Raw genomic sequence first — 14,267 nt, 5'->3', positions numbered from 1 at the left:
AATTTATTCCTCCAGCATTCTCATGAAATCTTCTTCTGAAATAATAGGCACTTCCAGTTCCTTGGCTTTTTTATTTTTTGAAGAGGCTGACATAGTATCGTTGTTAATCAGGTAAGTGGTTTTGGAAGTCACGGAACCGGTCACCTTGCCTCCGTTGGCCTCGATCACCTCCTGCAGCTCCTTCCGGTTGGCATAGCGCTCCACCGAGCCGGTGATGACAAATACCATGCCGTCAAATTTTCCGCCTCCTTCCGGGGCTCCTTCCTGTTCCAGAGTGATTTCCGACAGCAGACGGTCCACTGCTTCATTGTTTTTATCTTCTTTAAAATACTTGATCCAGCCTTCTGCCAGCACCTTTCCGATGCCGTTTACGGTTGTAAGCTCCTCTTCTCCTGCCCGGCGCATTTTTTCAAAATCGTATTTGAATTCCCTGCACAGCATTTTGGCATTTGCCACACCGATTCCGGCGATTCCCAGGCCATAGACCAGTCTGGGCAGGGTGGTGTGGGATGCTCTTTCAATGGCGGCTATCAGGTTGTCAAAGGACTTTCTTCCAAAGCCCTCCATGGTGGTAATGGCTTCCTCATGATCCCTTAAATGAAAAATATCTCTAAACTCCCGGATGAATCCGGCGCCTATGAATTTTTCCAGGGTAGCCTCTGACAGCCCCTCAATGTTTAAGGCATCACGGCTGACAAAGAGGGAAAAGCTTTTGATCCTTTTGGCCTGGCAGTCAGGATTGGTGCAGTAGAGGCTTTTTACTTCCCCTACCTTACGGATTTCCGTGTTTCCCTGGCATACCGGGCACTGGTCCGGTACATGGACGGTATTGCTTCTGGTTAAATTGCCGGCAATCTGGGGGATGATCATGTTGGCTTTATAAACAGTGATCTGATCTCCTTCTCCCAGCTCCAGGGCTTCCATAATGCTTAGGTTATGGACGCTGGCCCGGCTCACTGTGGTACCTTCCAGCTCCACCGGATCAAAGATGGCTACCGGATTGATAAGGCCGGTTCTGGAGGCACTCCACTCAATGTAATTCAGTTTTGTTTCCCGGATTTCATCAGCCCATTTGAAGGCAATGGCATTTCTGGGGAACTTGGCGGTTCTGCCAAGGGATTCTCCGTAAGCAATATTGTCAAATATGAGAACCAGACCGTCGGAGGGAAAATCATATCCCGGGGCCTCTTTGGCAAATTCCTCTACGGCTGACCGCAAAGTGTCCTTTGTTACCGCTTTATAATCCACCACATCAAAGCCCTGGTTTTTCAGCCACTGAAGCTGGTTCATTCTGGAGTTTTCAAAATCCACGCCTTCTGCCGTCACCAGGCCGAAAGCATTGAAATTCACATTCCGGCTGGCCGTGATCTGGTTGTTTAGCTGCCTGACTGAGCCGCTGCACAAATTTCTGGGGTTCTTATATTTGGCGGCCACATCTTCGATTTCTTCATTGATCCGGTTAAAGTCTGAATACTTGATCACAGCTTCTCCCCGGAGTACCAATTCCCCCTGATGGGATATATTAATGGGAATGTTGGAAAATACCCTGGCGTTGTTTGTGATGACCTCGCCGATTTCTCCGTTTCCCCTTGTTACGGCCTTTTGAAGGGTTCCGTGGTTGTAAACCAGAACTACCGTCAAGCCGTCCAGCTTCCAGGAAAGGATTCCGGGCTGGTCTCCCAGCCATTCCTGCAGGCTTTCTGTGCTTTTGGTTTTATCCAGAGAGAGCATGGGGCTTTCATGAGCCTCTTTGGGAAGCTCGCCCAAAACCTGATAGCCCACGTTTTGGGTGGGGCTTTTAGAAAGGATGATTCCTGTCTCCTGTTCAAGGGCTTGCAGCTCATCGTAGAGCTTATCGTATTCATAGTTGCTCATGATCTCCCGGTTTTCCTGATAATAAGCTTTTCCTGCCTCTGTGAGCACTTGAATCAGTTCTTTGATTCTGTTTATTTTACCGTCCATCAGACTTCTCCTTTTTTCCTTCCTTGTAAGAAAGATTCGTAGAGCCCTTTAAGGCCTCCTTCATCTGGTGGTATTCTTTCTTTGACAGCTCCCGGTAAGCTCCGGGCTTTAAATCTCCAAGTTCTACATTCATGACCCGCATTCGTTTCAGCATCCGCACCTCATATCCCAGTTCCCCGCACATTCGGCGGATCTGGCGGTTGAGACCCTGGGTTAAAACGATACGGAACGTCTTTTCTCCTGCCTTTGCAGCAAAGCAGGGTCTGGTGGTTTCATTAAGTTCTGAGAGAAATACTCCCTTTCGCATCTTCCTGATGAAATCATCGGTGACAGGGCGGTTTACTTTCACTAAATACTCCTTTTCATGAGCATTTCCGCTGCGCATCATCTTATTCACCAGATCACCCTGATTTGTCATAAGAATCAGCCCTTCCGAATCCTTGTCCAGACGGCCTACAGGATAAATTCGTACAGGATATCCCACCATATCCACAATGTTGGGGGCACGGTCCTTTTCTGAAGTAGTGCACACAATACCTTTGGGTTTATGGACAGCCAAAAAGACGGGACGGGCCTTGTGGTCCTTCTCCCCTTTTCCGCTTTCCACAACCCGTCCATTGACCGTAATTTTCTGGCCGGGAAGAACCTTCTGACCGGGCACCGGAGAAGCTCCGTCCACACGTACCTTTCCTGCCTCTACAAGCCTGTCCGCCTCTCTGCGGGAACAGACTCCGGCTTCGCTTAAAAATTTATTCAGACGGATTCCTTCTGACTCCATGTTTTTTCTCCCTTACTATATACTAAATAAAAATTATAGCATTGCCGGAAGGGTACGTCAATTTTATCTGCTCATTTGTTTGGCTGCTTTTTCCTGTTTCAGCATAATTCACTTGAATAAAAGCTACTTTTATTATAATATAAGGATAATATAAAAAGTCTTTACATACTTAGGAGGAATCGCTATGCCATGGACCCCAAATTTATCCGTAGGGATAACAATGATTGATGATCAGCACAAAACATGGTTCAACCATGCGGAAAAACTGTTTGAAGCAGGAAAGAACAACAGTGCCAAGGAATATGTCGGGGAACTCCTGGACTTCCTGGACAGCTATACAAAAAAGCATTTTTCAGATGAAGAAAAATATATGCAGAGTATTCGCTACCCCGGATTTGAAGAGCAGAAAAAGGCTCATGCTGCCTTTATCACACAGCTTGATAAACTGCGCAGTGAGTACAAGACCTCAGGCGGCAATCTGCTGGTCATTTTAAATGCCAACCAGATGGTATTGAACTGGCTTACACAGCATATTTCCAACATGGATAAAAAAATCGGGGAATTTGCAAAAAATGCCCGTTAATTGATTAAAAAGTGATTCATAACATTCTGTCATAAGGCAGCATGGGTGCAGAAATATGGCGCAGCGTAAAGGCTGCGCCATTTCTTTATTTTACGGTGTGCTGAGCGGAAAAACTCTGCCACACTTTCTCTCTTGATGATTTCATATAAAGCTATGAGCCAGTCTTACGTTTCAGCCATATCCTTCTGCAAAGACGCAACCAAAGGCTGAGTCCTCAGACGGTCCCGGTTATAGATTAAATGCAGCATCATAGCATCGGAGGCAGCCACACTGTCGCCTTCGCAGATGGCTTCAACAATAGCCCGGTGGGTCCGTATGGTCTCCTCTCTCAAAGAGGCATGGGTAATCTGGATCAGGTTGTCAATGGATATGGTAATAATAGGCAGAAGCTTGGGTATAACGCAGTTGCGGCTGCAAACGGCAATCATGGTATGGAGGCGGCTGTCCTCTTCGGCATGGGATACTCCGGACCGGATCAGTTCTTCCACCTTTTCACACTGAGCTCTTAAACCGGCCTTCTCTTCTTCTGTACAGGCAGAGGCTGCCGCTGCGGCAATGCGGGGCTCAATCATCAGACGAAATTCAATCAGATCCTCAGTCAGCTTCCGCTTGTCCTTGATGAAGGAAAAGCCAAAGGGGTCATCTGCCACACCGGCTTTTTGAGAGATAAAGCTGCCTGCTCCGTGGCGCACCTCCAAAACATTGCGGGAGGCCAGCATACGAATGGCTTCCCTTAAAGTGCTTCGCCCCACTTCCAGCAGTTCGGCCAGCTCGTGTTCCGGAGGCAGGCGGTCACCGGGCTTCAGATCATTTTTAATAATATAATCGGTAATGTTATCTGCTGTCTGATCAATCAGCGGACGGTTGTTTTTTAAGGGTTCATACATAGAGCAGCTCTCACCTTTCAGATATATTGATTATATTGTATATTATGCTTATTTAAAAAGCAACCAATATATACACTATAGATAATTTGAAAAATTTTTCAAAATCAATTGACAGGCAATCGACCGATGATTTAGAATAAAATCATATAAATTCATCTGATGAATTTGAGAAAAGGAGAAAAGGTATGATTAGTCAGGATATCCGTAAAGTTGCACCGGAGCTGGACCCCCTGCGCATGGGCATGGGGTGGACTGTGGATGAGCTTGCTCAGCCTCAGATCATGATTGAAAGCACATTTGGAGACAGCCATCCGGGAAGCGCACATTTGATGGGGCTGGTGGATGAAGCCTGTGCAGGAACACGCAAAGAAGGAGGCCGCCCGGCCCGCTATTTTACTACCGATATCTGTGACGGAATGGCACAGGGACACGACGGTATCAATTATTCTCTGGCATCCCGTGATATGATCGCAAACATGATTGAAATTCATGCAGGGGCAACGCCCTTTGACGGAGCTGTATTTGTTTCAAGCTGTGACAAAGGTGTTCCCGCTCATTTAATGGGAATTGGCCGGGTCAATACTCCCTGCGTGCTGGTTACAGGCGGTGTCATGGATGCCGGACCTGATCTGCTGACCCTGGAGCAGGTGGGCATTTACAGCGCTCAGTATCAGAGGGGTGAGATCACAGAGGACAAGCTCACCTATTATAAGCACAATGCATGTCCTTCCTGCGGAGCATGTTCCTTTATGGGTACAGCGTCCACCATGCAGGTCATGGGCGAAACACTGGGGCTGATGCTGCCGGGTTCTGCACTTATGCCTGCAACCTGTGAGGATTTGAAAACAGTTGCTTTCAAGGCGGGACAGCAGGCAGTTCGTCTGGCAAAAATGGGGTTAAAGCCCAGAGATATTGTCACCATGAAATCCTTTGAAAATGCCATCATGGTTCATGCCGCCATTTCCGGTTCCTCCAACTCCCTGCTCCACATCCCAACCATTGCCCATGAATTTGGAATTGAGCTGGATGCAGAAATGTTTGACCGCCTTCACAGGGGAGCCCACTATCTTCTGGATATCCGGCCTGCAGGAAGATGGCCTGCACAGTATTTCTACTACGCAGGCGGTGTACCAAGGGTGATGGAGGAGATCAAGGCATTTCTCCACCTGGATGTGATGACCATTACTGGAAAGACTTTGGGAGAGAACCTGGAAGATCTAAAAAAAGACGGTTTCTATGATAAGTGTGATGAATACTGCGCAAAAGTCGGTTTAAAATGGCAGGATATTATCCGTCCATTTGATCAAGCCATCGGTACGGACGGAGCAATTGCTATTCTCAAAGGCAATCTGGCTCCCGAAGGCGCTGCCATCAAGCACACAGCCTGCCCGAAGGAAATGTTTAAGGCTACTTTGCGGGCACGTCCTTTTGACAGTGAAGAGGAGGCACTTGATGCTGTTCTCACCCGTAAAATCCAGCCGGGTGATGCGGTATTTATCCGCTACGAAGGGCCCAGGGGAAGCGGTATGCCTGAGATGTTCTATACTTCGGAGGCTATTTCCTCAGACAAGGAGCTTGGGAAATCCGTGGCATTGATTACAGACGGGCGTTTTTCCGGCGCTTCTACAGGCCCGGCCATCGGACACGTTTCTCCGGAAGCTGCAGACGGGGGCCCTATTGCTCTGGTTGAACTGGATGATATCATTGAAATTGACATTCCAAACCGGGTTCTGGCTATTGTGGGAGTTGCAGGGGAGCCTAAGACACCTGAAGAAATGGAGGCGATTTTGGCAGAGCGGAGAAAAAACTGGCAGCCAAAGCCTGCCAAATATCCTTCCGGCGTTTTAAAGCTTTTCTCCGAACATGCTGTTTCTCCTATGAAGGGCGGATATATGAAGTAACAGACTGCAAAAGTCTGCTGCAGGAAAAGAGGGGGAACCAACAGAAATGTGACTTTCTGTTGGTTCCCTCTCTTCATTGTTTTGATTTTTCCAATACACTTTGTTTCGGACTTAAATGAACTTATACCTTAACTCACAGCCATAAGAGATTCTGCTGCAAATATTCACCGCCCGTTCCATGACGGCTGAAATCTTTCCAGGTTCCATTTCAATGTTCATTTCTTTTAAATCTTCCGAAAACTTTACAGTCTTCACCCCATCCACTTTGGCCAGTTCTCGCTGGATCTTTCTTGCCTTTATCCGGTCCGACAGGGAGTAAACACAATAACTCCTGTGCAAGCTTTCTCCTCCTTTCCTGCTGGGTATCATATATTACCATTGTTGTCAGAAGGAGGGCACTTTAAACATCAAAGGAAGGCCTTTGCTGCTGTTGTAAACAAAAAGCACACCACAAATCCGGTCACAGTGGGCACCAGCCAGGAAACAACCGTCCATTTCATGCTCTGGGTCTCTTTTCGGATGGTGAGGCAGGTGGTGGAACAGGGCCAGTGCATCAGGGAAAACAGCATAGTGCTGACCGCTGTAATCCAGGTCCAGCCATTGTCGGTGAGAAGCTCTTTTAAGACAGACAGGTCGTGAATTTCCCGGAGGCTTCCTTCTGCCATATAGGTCATGATGATGATTGGAACCACGATTTCATTGGCCGGAAATCCCAGGATGAAGGCTAAGAGAATGACTCCGTCAAGCCCCATGAGTCTGGCAAAGGGGTCCAGAAAACCGGAGCAATGTGCCAGCAAGGTGGCATCCCCTATGGTAATGTTCGCCATGCACCAGATGACCAGACCTGCTGGGGCTGCCACTGCCACAGCACGCCCGAGAACAAATAAGGTGCGGTCCAGAACGGAACGCAGGAGAACCTTTCCGATCTGGGGTCTGCGGTAAGGAGGCAGTTCTAAGGTAAAGGAGGAGGGAACTCCCTTTAATATGGTTATTGACAGCAATTTGGAGATGACAAGAGTCATAAATATTCCCAGAATGATCACGCCTGATAAAATGGCGGCTGATAATACGGTGGAAAAGGGACCGGCCGCTCCGCTGACAAAGAACATGGCAATGATAGCAATCATGGTGGGATACCGTCCATTGCAGGGGACGAAGTTATTGGTAATCATGGCAATCAGTCTTTCCCTTGGGGAGTCGATGATGCGGCAGCCTATGATTCCGGCTGCGTTACAGCCAAAGCCCATGCACATGGTATTATGAAATTTGCAAAAATATCATTTTTATAATATCTCTTGACTTACCTGTACTTCCATGCTATACTCAGCTGGTGTTTTAATAAAGTTATGATTTCGCATATATTGGTAAGTCATTATTCTATTGATGATTTACACATGTATGCGAATTTTTTATTTTATGAAAATGCAATAATTTTAAGGAGGTATCTTTTATGAATAAAGGTACAGTGAAATGGTTTAATGCACAAAAAGGTTTTGGTTTTATCTGCGATGAAGAAGGAAACGATATATTCGTTCATTTCTCCGGTCTTGCTATGGAAGGCTACAAGTCTTTAGAAGATGGCCAGTCCGTTACTTTTGAAACAACCAACGGAAACCGTGGTTTACAAGCTGTTAATGTACACATTGCATAATCTTCTGATAAACTAATACACACATCTAATTTATCCATTTTCTTCAAAACACCAAATTGATAAAATGTATACGCACCAAAAATCTGTATATTAGAGAAGTCAGAGCTATGTTTATTATTACAGCTAAGTCAGCAGGGTTTATTGTATATTCCTTGCTGACTCAACCTAAAATATTAGTTTATCTGATTTATAGCAATAAAAAATTACTAACCTAAAATCAATAGTTAGTAGTTGGTGATTAATATTATTAAATTGGAATTAAACAAATTTTCTCTATTGTTCATTTGGTGCAAATAAGAAAGTATTGAATCATCGGCCCCATTTTCGCTTTTTTAACTACTTTAAAATATGGCATCAACATTGTCTCAAATTCATTATTCGATATATTATATCGATCAGCTCGCCCCAGATGCTCTTCAATAAGTGCTGTAATTTGAAATTCAGGACTTCCTACATCTGGAATATCAAGTATATATTTACCATCTGGTTTCATTATTCTATAAGCTTCTGCAATTGCCTGCGCCACAAAGTCCTTTTCAAAATATTCCAGCGAACCAATACATGCACCGATATCAAAAAAACTTTCAGCATATGGTGTTTCATGCATGCTGCCGCAATATAAAGAGCCAATCGTAACGTTATTATTGTGGACAAATTCTTGCAGCAGTTCTATGGTCTTTTCACTTATATCAACTCCATAATACGTTGATGTCCATTCATTATATCCTCGAAACATTAAGTTCAAACAACACCCAAGGTCAATAAAGTTCATGCCTTTTTTGGGGGATAGATATTCCACTATTTCTTTTTGACCACTGTCTGAGAGTGTTTCATCCATCCGCATTTTCAGATACAAAGGATAATTAGGATCATTTGTAATATGTGGAGGCAGGCTCTGATAAGAATCAATCCCTTTTCGTCCTAAATCAATTCCTTTATCATACGATTGGGCAACTAACTCCAAATGCATTTTCATTGTATTAACCCTCCGACTAAATTCCCATATACTTTGTTTAATAATACAACACCCCCTTCTAACTATCAATATTAAATTTCCAATGTACAGTAATCCATAAAAGCCTAATTTCACTATTTAACTTATTTCTATATTCTTGTATAATCTATATGTGGGAATAATTCACCGAAAGGAGCTTTTATGTTTAAAAAAGGCTTTTATATCGATTTGCAAGATTCGCTAACTTATCCATCTGCAAAAGACATTTGTTCATGCATAGAAAATTATGCAATATCATCTGGTGAAAAATTAGAATTTGTAAGCACCCAAAAACCTGTATCCTTTCGCTTAAATAATGTACTTTACATTGCTGACATTTCTATGATTCGCGGCGGGTATTATATTCATTGTAAGGAAAATTAGTAGTATTTTAATCATCTTGAATTATTCTCACACCTTATTTTAACAAAATTCACTTCTGAATTTTCCGATAAAACACTCAACCATTTCTTTCATCTTGCTATACGTATCAGAGTTCCCTTTTGCCGGATCATAGTTCATAGCAACCAATACTCTTAATTCACCAAACGCTTTTTCAACCTGTGTTATTTGAAGATTGTATGTATGCCCATAGGATAAGTTCTCCAAAAACATTACCTCCTCTCTAAAATGCTAATTTTTCATAATATGCTCCATTGATCTAAATACTTAACATTTTGTATATTATCTTATGTTCTGCAGACACTACTAAAAAAGTGAAAGGAGCATCAATCTTGAATAACAAAGATATCTCTTCCAACAAACAAGGCAGTGCTGCAGACAATAATACCAGTAATAAAAATGTTACCAATACAGATCATCGTTTCGATACTCCACCAGACAGCGATTATATCAATCCATTTTATACTCCTCCGGGTGAAGGCCCTAAACCTAGAATTACATCAAATTAGGCATCATCCTGTCACGCAAGGGAGGTTTAAATCTCCCTTGTTATTTTTTGCACCATCTTTCCAGCACCTGTTATACTTTCCTGGAAGATCTTGCAGTGGGATCATATTTATGTTTTAGTATCTTGCTTGTCCACCAATCCCGGCCTCAGCCGGTTTTCTCTTTCCGCCTTTTAGGTTCATAACTTTCCAGCACTTTGTAGAACTCCGGAAAGGCCTCCCTGGTGATTTTAACTTGACCCGGATCTGTATATACCTTACCATCCGGACCTGTAATTGTAACAGTAATTGCCATATGTACCATCTCCCTGTAAATCCTATGCGTTACGGTTTGTATTTGTTTCCCTTACCAGGATTTGTTCACTGCGTATATTCATTCAAAAGTTAGCAGACAGCCGAGGCTGCCTGCTTTTTTCTTTGCTCAAATTACAGCATACCATTGCAGGCAGAAACGTACAATGAAGCAGGGAGATGATATCATGATAAACGGAGCCTGCTATGTACGTGTATCAACGGATAATCAGCTGGAAAATTACAGCATAGAGGAGCAGACAGACCGTCTGAAGGCATATTGCAAAGCCAAGGATATTACCATAGTCAAATTCTATACTGACGGTGGTTATTCAGGCGGAAACATAAACCGCCCAGGCCTGCAGCAGCTTCTCTCAGATGTGGAAAACAAAAGCCTGGATGCGGTAATCGTTTATAAATTAGACCGCCTGTCCCGAAGCCAAAAGGATACCCTGATGCTAATTGAAGATAAATTTCTTGCCAACCATGTGGATTTTATATCCATCAATGAAAACTTTGACACCTCAACCCCATTGGGCAGAGCCATGATCGGTATTCTTTCTGTTTTTGCTCAATTGGAAAAGGACCAGATTACAGAACGTTTCACTATGGGAAGAATTGGCCGGGCAAAGAGCGGATATTTTCACGGAGGTGGATATGCCCCTACCGGCTATCATTATGTTAGCGGAAATCTTGTTATCAATGAATACGAAGCTTTACAGGTAAAAGAGCTCTATAAACGTTTTGCAAACGGTCATACTGTCCATGATTGCTGGCAATACATGAATAAAAAATATGCTTCAAAGAACGGAGTATGGAAAAGTGAAACCCTGATCCGTAACGTCCTTAAGAATCAGGTGTACATAGGAAAGGTGAAATTTAAGAATGCAGTATACCAGGGAAATCACATACCCATTATATCGGAAGCACTATTCAATGAGGTGCAGGAAATATTCCGTACCTCCAGAAAAGACATGGATTCCCTTAAGCGTTCCCCCTTCAAAGCAAGCACCCTGCTTTCCAGCCTTGTCTACTGCGGAAAATGCGGTGCAAAGTTTCACGGAGAGCACGGGAATTATTCGTGCTACAGCCGTACCAAAGGCGATAAACGTTATGTAATTGACCCTGACTGTAAAAACAAAAAATGGAAAGCAGAAGAATTAGACAAAACCGTCATTGAGTACATTTCCGGTCTTGACTTTAGTGAGCTGGAAGATTTATCCCCCGAAGAACCCCATAGCCTTGATTACAGCCATAGGATAAAAGAAATTGAAAAGCAAATTGAAAAGCTTATAGATTTATATCAGGTGGGAAACATCCCCATACATACCATTACAGAAAAGATCAACACTCTGACAAAAGAAAAAAGCATCTTACAGGGCACCATGGATACTATTAACGATACAAAGCCCACCCTGATAGATCTAAAAGCAGCAAAGGACCGTTTTGCAGACCTGCTTCTTTCCGGAGACCTTCAGGAAAAGCGGTACTGTCTTACCATACTCATTGATAAGATCATCATTGATGATGACCATGTTAACATCATCATCAGGCAAGCCTAAACTGCAAGTTCAGAAACTCCATGCACATGGTAAGCGCCTGCTTCCCGCAGGCAGAGCACCGCTTAAAACAGCGGTCCAGATTGAATGCCACTCTTGGAAGGTATCCGAAATCCTCCAAAAGAGTAAACAGAGGAAAGAAAATAGCCATTGGAGGAAGCATAACCGATACCACCCAGGCCAGGACCCGGTAGACTCCCCTGATCAAGAGGTCTGATATAAGGGTCGGTACCCCTACTGAATCAGCCATTTTGCTTAAAGTTCCTTCCAGTCCGAACAGGGCGCTGCTCAGAATTCCGGATGGATAATTGGCTCCTGTAATAGTGAGCCAGAAAACTCCCAACAGAATCAGAAACATGATTGGAAAGCCGGTAAGCTTGCTGGTAAAAAGCCGGTCCAGCCTCCTGTCTTTCTGGTTATAGGTCTGGTTCTCGTACGTCGCCACGCCTTTGCATAAATATTCCGCCTGTTTTACAAAGACTGCAGCCATATCATCCCTGGCCTTTTCCAGTGTAATGCCCTCTGACTGCCACTGGCTGTAAATCTCCTCCAAAGCAACCTTAATTTCCTCTGATTCCGCCACAGGCTTTAAGTATTTTCTTACAGCCTCCATCAGATTCTCATTATCCTCCAGCAGTCTGGCACACAGCCAGCGGGTATTTACCTTCCCATTTCCCATTTCCTCCACCAAAGGTGACAACCTGGTAATTGCTTCCTCCACATAGTCAGGATACAGGATGAGAGGGGTATCTGGTATTTCCTCATTTTCTCCCTCATCCAGGCAGAGTCTTAAACTGCTGTAAATCTGGTCCAGGCCCTTTTTGCTTCTGGCCGCTGTGCCTGCTATAGGAACTCCAAGACGTTGTTTCAGCAGATCAAGATTTATATGAATCTTCTTCTTTTTGGCCTCATCCATTAAATTTACGCATACTACTACCTTAGAAGCTGCCTCCATGATCTGCAGAACCAGGTTTAAATTTCTCTCCAGGCAGGTGGCATCACAAACCACCACCACACCGTCAGGATTTTCAAAGCAGATAAAATCCCTGGCTACTTCTTCTTCCGTGGAATGGGCCATGAGGGAATAGCAGCCCGGTATATCCACCATAACATACCCTTGGGAGCCGTCACTGCACCACCCCTGGGCATTAGCCACCGTCTTTCCTGGCCAATTTCCTGTATGCTGGTGCATTCCAGTAAGCTGGTTAAAGACTGTACTTTTCCCCACATTGGGATTCCCGGCCAGGGCAATGACCTTATCATCTTCCTTCCGTTTTCTGATTTCCAGTCCAAAATCCACGGATTTAATTCCCATCGAATCCCTGCTCAGTCCCATACCTGGTCCTCCATCGCCACAGAGGCCGCTGCTATTTCCTCTCCATAACAGCATTTTCCCTTTTCAGCGCCTGTCCTGAAGACCAAAACATTTCCCGAATCTTCACTTCTGAGGGCGATGACCGCTCCCCTGATCAGAAATGCGGTAGGATCACCCAAAGGACTTTTTCCCAGACATTCCACTATAGTTCCTTCAATCAGTCCCATATCCTGCAGACGCCTTCTCATATCATTACAGGCAGACAATGTTGCAATGACTGCCTTTTCACCTCTTTTTAAATCTGTCAAACAAGCCTTATCAGACATTTCTTAACCTCCCGGGCATTTCCAGATGTTTCCATATGCTAACATATGCACCTGACAAAAATCAGGTTCCTTTTTTAAGATTGAATCTGAAATACCGGGGTCCCCTCCATTTTAATACTGATAAGTCAGCAGCAATTCCACAGCCATTCGCTCATTTAACTTTCCTGTTTTCACAGCTTCTTCTGTTTCAACACATAAACTGACACCGGACAGTATCTGTTCCCTGGAAAATGATCTGGCCTGGGGCATCAGCTTTCCGGCTGCAAAGGGCGGAATCTTAAGCTTAGAAGCAATTCCTCCCCGGTCTACTCCTTTTCCCATCAGCTCCTTCACCTGCAAAAGCTGGTTAAACTGCCTGGCAATGAGAAACAATATTCTCATAGGGGGCTCCTTTAAAGCAAGAAGATCCTCATAAAGCTCCATAGCCACTTTGGGCTGACGGTTCACTATGGCTGTCACCATGTCAAAAATCTTATTTGTAATGCGCACAGTACAGATTGTTTCCACATCCTCGTCTGTAATCACTTCTCTTACCAAGGTAAAGCTTATGAGCTTTTCCAGCTCCATCCGGATATTTTCCATATCATCCCCTGTCATATGAAGGAATAATTCCATGGTATTTCCCGTAATCTTCTTTCCTTCCCTGGCAAGGAGGCTTCCCGCCCATCTGGCAAGCTGGCCCGTATCCTGGCGGCCCATTTCCGCCGCATACCCCAGTTCTTTTACCTTCTTAAACATTTTACTCCGCTTATCCACCTCAGACTCCACAAATATCAGGCAGGTGGTTTCAGGAATAGAAGGCAGATATGACACCAGCTCTTCTGCCGCTGATTTAAAAAATCCGCTGTCCTCCACCAGAATCAGGCGTTTTTCACCGAAAAAAGGCATGGTATCTGCCAGACTGATGATCTCTCTCACATCAATCCCCTTTCCGGAAAACTGGTTGAAATTCATGGTATCATCACCTGCAATGGCGGTCTTCATTTGATTTTTATAGCTGTTTTTTAAAAATGCCTCTTCCCCATAGATAAGATAGACAGGTCTGTAACTGTGGTTTTTTATATCAAGAGCCAGAGTCTGCATCACATTTTTCCTCTCTGTCATGAATTCTT

16 protein-coding genes and 1 pseudogene are annotated in these 14,267 nt (G+C 44.3%); 6 read left to right on the top strand and 11 right to left on the bottom strand.

Annotation, left to right across the window (positions count from 1 at the left end; translation table 11 throughout):
* Nucleotides 1-3: 3 nt before the first annotated feature.
* Entirely contained in the window at nt 4-1,962 is a 1,959-nt protein-coding gene (ligA, locus tag V7M78_RS02110; protein ID WP_333645930.1) for an NAD-dependent DNA ligase LigA, read from the bottom strand.
* Nucleotides 1,952-2,740 carry a pseudouridine synthase gene (locus tag V7M78_RS02105; RefSeq protein ID WP_333645928.1) on the bottom strand — a complete coding sequence of 263 codons (789 nt, stop codon included), beginning with the start codon at nt 2,738-2,740 and terminating at the stop codon, nt 1,952-1,954. Before V7M78_RS02105 ends, ligA begins: the two co-directional genes overlap by 11 nt.
* A 184-nt stretch (nt 2,741-2,924) precedes the next feature.
* Between V7M78_RS02105 and V7M78_RS02100 the strand changes: the two genes are divergently transcribed.
* Nucleotides 2,925-3,323: a bacteriohemerythrin gene (locus tag V7M78_RS02100; protein WP_333645926.1), complete on the top strand. Its 399-nt coding sequence runs from the start codon at nt 2,925-2,927 to the stop codon at nt 3,321-3,323.
* A gap of 164 nt (nt 3,324-3,487) precedes the next feature.
* Here V7M78_RS02100 and V7M78_RS02095 read toward each other — a convergent pair whose 3' ends face one another.
* Nucleotides 3,488-4,210 carry a FadR/GntR family transcriptional regulator gene (locus V7M78_RS02095; RefSeq protein WP_333645924.1) on the bottom strand — a complete coding sequence of 241 codons (723 nt, stop codon included), beginning with the start codon at nt 4,208-4,210 and terminating at the stop codon, nt 3,488-3,490.
* Nucleotides 4,211-4,395: 185 nt separating this feature from the next.
* Between V7M78_RS02095 and ilvD the strand changes: the two genes are divergently transcribed.
* A complete protein-coding gene (gene ilvD, locus V7M78_RS02090; RefSeq protein ID WP_333645922.1) occupies nt 4,396-6,111 on the top strand; it encodes a dihydroxy-acid dehydratase in 1,716 nt (571 codons plus the stop codon).
* 111 nt (nt 6,112-6,222) lie between these two features.
* Here ilvD and V7M78_RS02085 read toward each other — a convergent pair whose 3' ends face one another.
* Together V7M78_RS02085 and V7M78_RS02080 are read right to left on the bottom strand one after the other, a co-directional pair.
* The gene (locus V7M78_RS02085) at nt 6,223-6,450 is read right to left on the bottom strand and encodes a hypothetical protein (RefSeq protein ID WP_333645920.1); all 228 of its coding nucleotides are present in this window, start codon (nt 6,448-6,450) and stop codon (nt 6,223-6,225) included.
* 68 nt (nt 6,451-6,518) lie between these two features.
* Nucleotides 6,519-7,367, bottom strand: a pseudogene (locus V7M78_RS02080) (nucleoside recognition domain-containing protein); the annotation flags it as partial.
* 194 nt (nt 7,368-7,561) lie between these two features.
* Here V7M78_RS02080 and V7M78_RS02075 point away from each other — a divergent pair.
* Nucleotides 7,562-7,762 carry a cold-shock protein gene (locus tag V7M78_RS02075; protein WP_333645918.1) on the top strand — a complete coding sequence of 67 codons (201 nt, stop codon included), beginning with the start codon at nt 7,562-7,564 and terminating at the stop codon, nt 7,760-7,762.
* Between the two features lie 280 nt (nt 7,763-8,042).
* Here V7M78_RS02075 and V7M78_RS02070 read toward each other — a convergent pair whose 3' ends face one another.
* Nucleotides 8,043-8,738 carry a class I SAM-dependent methyltransferase gene (locus V7M78_RS02070; RefSeq protein WP_333645916.1) on the bottom strand — a complete coding sequence of 232 codons (696 nt, stop codon included), beginning with the start codon at nt 8,736-8,738 and terminating at the stop codon, nt 8,043-8,045.
* Between the two features lie 180 nt (nt 8,739-8,918).
* Here V7M78_RS02070 and V7M78_RS02065 point away from each other — a divergent pair, with 180 nt between their 5' ends.
* The gene (locus tag V7M78_RS02065; RefSeq protein WP_333645914.1) at nt 8,919-9,140 is read left to right on the top strand and encodes a DUF4318 domain-containing protein; all 222 of its coding nucleotides are present in this window, start codon (nt 8,919-8,921) and stop codon (nt 9,138-9,140) included.
* Nucleotides 9,141-9,179: 39 nt separating this feature from the next.
* On the opposite strand, the gene V7M78_RS02060 is transcribed toward V7M78_RS02065, so the two are convergent.
* Nucleotides 9,180-9,365 (bottom strand): hypothetical protein, encoded by a 186-nt coding sequence (locus V7M78_RS02060; RefSeq protein ID WP_333645912.1) that lies wholly within the window; start codon nt 9,363-9,365, stop codon nt 9,180-9,182.
* Nucleotides 9,366-9,490: 125 nt separating this feature from the next.
* Between V7M78_RS02060 and V7M78_RS02055 the strand changes: the two genes are divergently transcribed.
* Nucleotides 9,491-9,667 carry a hypothetical protein gene (locus V7M78_RS02055; RefSeq protein WP_333645910.1) on the top strand — a complete coding sequence of 59 codons (177 nt, stop codon included), beginning with the start codon at nt 9,491-9,493 and terminating at the stop codon, nt 9,665-9,667.
* A 145-nt stretch (nt 9,668-9,812) separates the two neighbouring features.
* Here the strand turns inward: V7M78_RS02055 and V7M78_RS02050 are convergent, their stop codons facing one another.
* Nucleotides 9,813-9,959 carry a hypothetical protein gene (locus tag V7M78_RS02050; RefSeq protein ID WP_333645908.1) on the bottom strand — a complete coding sequence of 49 codons (147 nt, stop codon included), beginning with the start codon at nt 9,957-9,959 and terminating at the stop codon, nt 9,813-9,815.
* A gap of 163 nt (nt 9,960-10,122) precedes the next feature.
* Here V7M78_RS02050 and V7M78_RS02045 point away from each other — a divergent pair, with 163 nt between their 5' ends.
* Nucleotides 10,123-11,517 (top strand): recombinase family protein, encoded by a 1,395-nt coding sequence (locus V7M78_RS02045; RefSeq protein WP_333645906.1) that lies wholly within the window; start codon nt 10,123-10,125, stop codon nt 11,515-11,517.
* Here V7M78_RS02045 and V7M78_RS02040 read toward each other — a convergent pair.
* The 3 genes from V7M78_RS02040 to holA all read right to left on the bottom strand — a co-directional run bounded on the left by V7M78_RS02040 (nt 11,504) and on the right by holA (nt 14,238).
* Nucleotides 11,504-12,850 (bottom strand): ferrous iron transporter B, encoded by a 1,347-nt coding sequence (locus tag V7M78_RS02040; protein WP_333645904.1) that lies wholly within the window; start codon nt 12,848-12,850, stop codon nt 11,504-11,506. The genes V7M78_RS02045 and V7M78_RS02040 overlap by 14 nt on opposite strands.
* Nucleotides 12,841-13,155: a FeoA family protein gene (locus V7M78_RS02035; RefSeq protein WP_333645902.1), complete on the bottom strand. Its 315-nt coding sequence runs from the start codon at nt 13,153-13,155 to the stop codon at nt 12,841-12,843. Before V7M78_RS02035 ends, V7M78_RS02040 begins: the two co-directional genes overlap by 10 nt.
* 111 nt (nt 13,156-13,266) lie before the next feature.
* Nucleotides 13,267-14,238 (bottom strand): DNA polymerase III subunit delta, encoded by a 972-nt coding sequence (gene holA, locus V7M78_RS02030; RefSeq protein WP_333646047.1) that lies wholly within the window; start codon nt 14,236-14,238, stop codon nt 13,267-13,269.
* Between the last annotated feature and the right edge of the window lie 29 nt (nt 14,239-14,267).

Origin of the sequence: Lacrimispora sp., assembly GCF_036758025.1 — a bacterium.
Taxonomy (GTDB): Bacteria; Bacillota; Clostridia; order Lachnospirales; family Lachnospiraceae; genus Lacrimispora.
The sequence above is the reverse complement of the archived record's forward strand: the minus strand, read 5'-3'. Positions and strand labels throughout refer to the sequence as shown.

Excerpts from the sequence above, each read along its gene's own strand:
- V7M78_RS02040 (WP_333645904.1), bottom strand. The coding sequence starts at position 12,850 with ATGGGACTGAGCAGGGATTCGATGGGAATTAAATCCGTGGATTTTGGA.
- V7M78_RS02070 (WP_333645916.1), bottom strand. The coding sequence starts at position 8,738 with ATGAAAATGCATTTGGAGTTAGTTGCCCAATCGTATGATAAAGGAATT.
- V7M78_RS02050 (WP_333645908.1), bottom strand. The coding sequence starts at position 9,959 with ATGGCAATTACTGTTACAATTACAGGTCCGGATGGTAAGGTATATACA.
- ilvD (WP_333645922.1), top strand. The coding sequence starts at position 4,396 with ATGATTAGTCAGGATATCCGTAAAGTTGCACCGGAGCTGGACCCCCTG.
- holA (WP_333646047.1), bottom strand. The coding sequence starts at position 14,238 with ATGCAGACTCTGGCTCTTGATATAAAAAACCACAGTTACAGACCTGTC.
- V7M78_RS02035 (WP_333645902.1), bottom strand. The coding sequence starts at position 13,155 with ATGTCTGATAAGGCTTGTTTGACAGATTTAAAAAGAGGTGAAAAGGCA.
- V7M78_RS02100 (WP_333645926.1), top strand. The coding sequence starts at position 2,925 with ATGCCATGGACCCCAAATTTATCCGTAGGGATAACAATGATTGATGAT.
- V7M78_RS02075 (WP_333645918.1), top strand. The coding sequence starts at position 7,562 with ATGAATAAAGGTACAGTGAAATGGTTTAATGCACAAAAAGGTTTTGGT.
- V7M78_RS02095 (WP_333645924.1), bottom strand. The coding sequence starts at position 4,210 with ATGTATGAACCCTTAAAAAACAACCGTCCGCTGATTGATCAGACAGCA.
- V7M78_RS02045 (WP_333645906.1), top strand. The coding sequence starts at position 10,123 with ATGAAGCAGGGAGATGATATCATGATAAACGGAGCCTGCTATGTACGT.
- ligA (WP_333645930.1), bottom strand. The coding sequence starts at position 1,962 with ATGGACGGTAAAATAAACAGAATCAAAGAACTGATTCAAGTGCTCACA.
- V7M78_RS02105 (WP_333645928.1), bottom strand. The coding sequence starts at position 2,740 with ATGGAGTCAGAAGGAATCCGTCTGAATAAATTTTTAAGCGAAGCCGGA.
- V7M78_RS02065 (WP_333645914.1), top strand. The coding sequence starts at position 8,919 with ATGTTTAAAAAAGGCTTTTATATCGATTTGCAAGATTCGCTAACTTAT.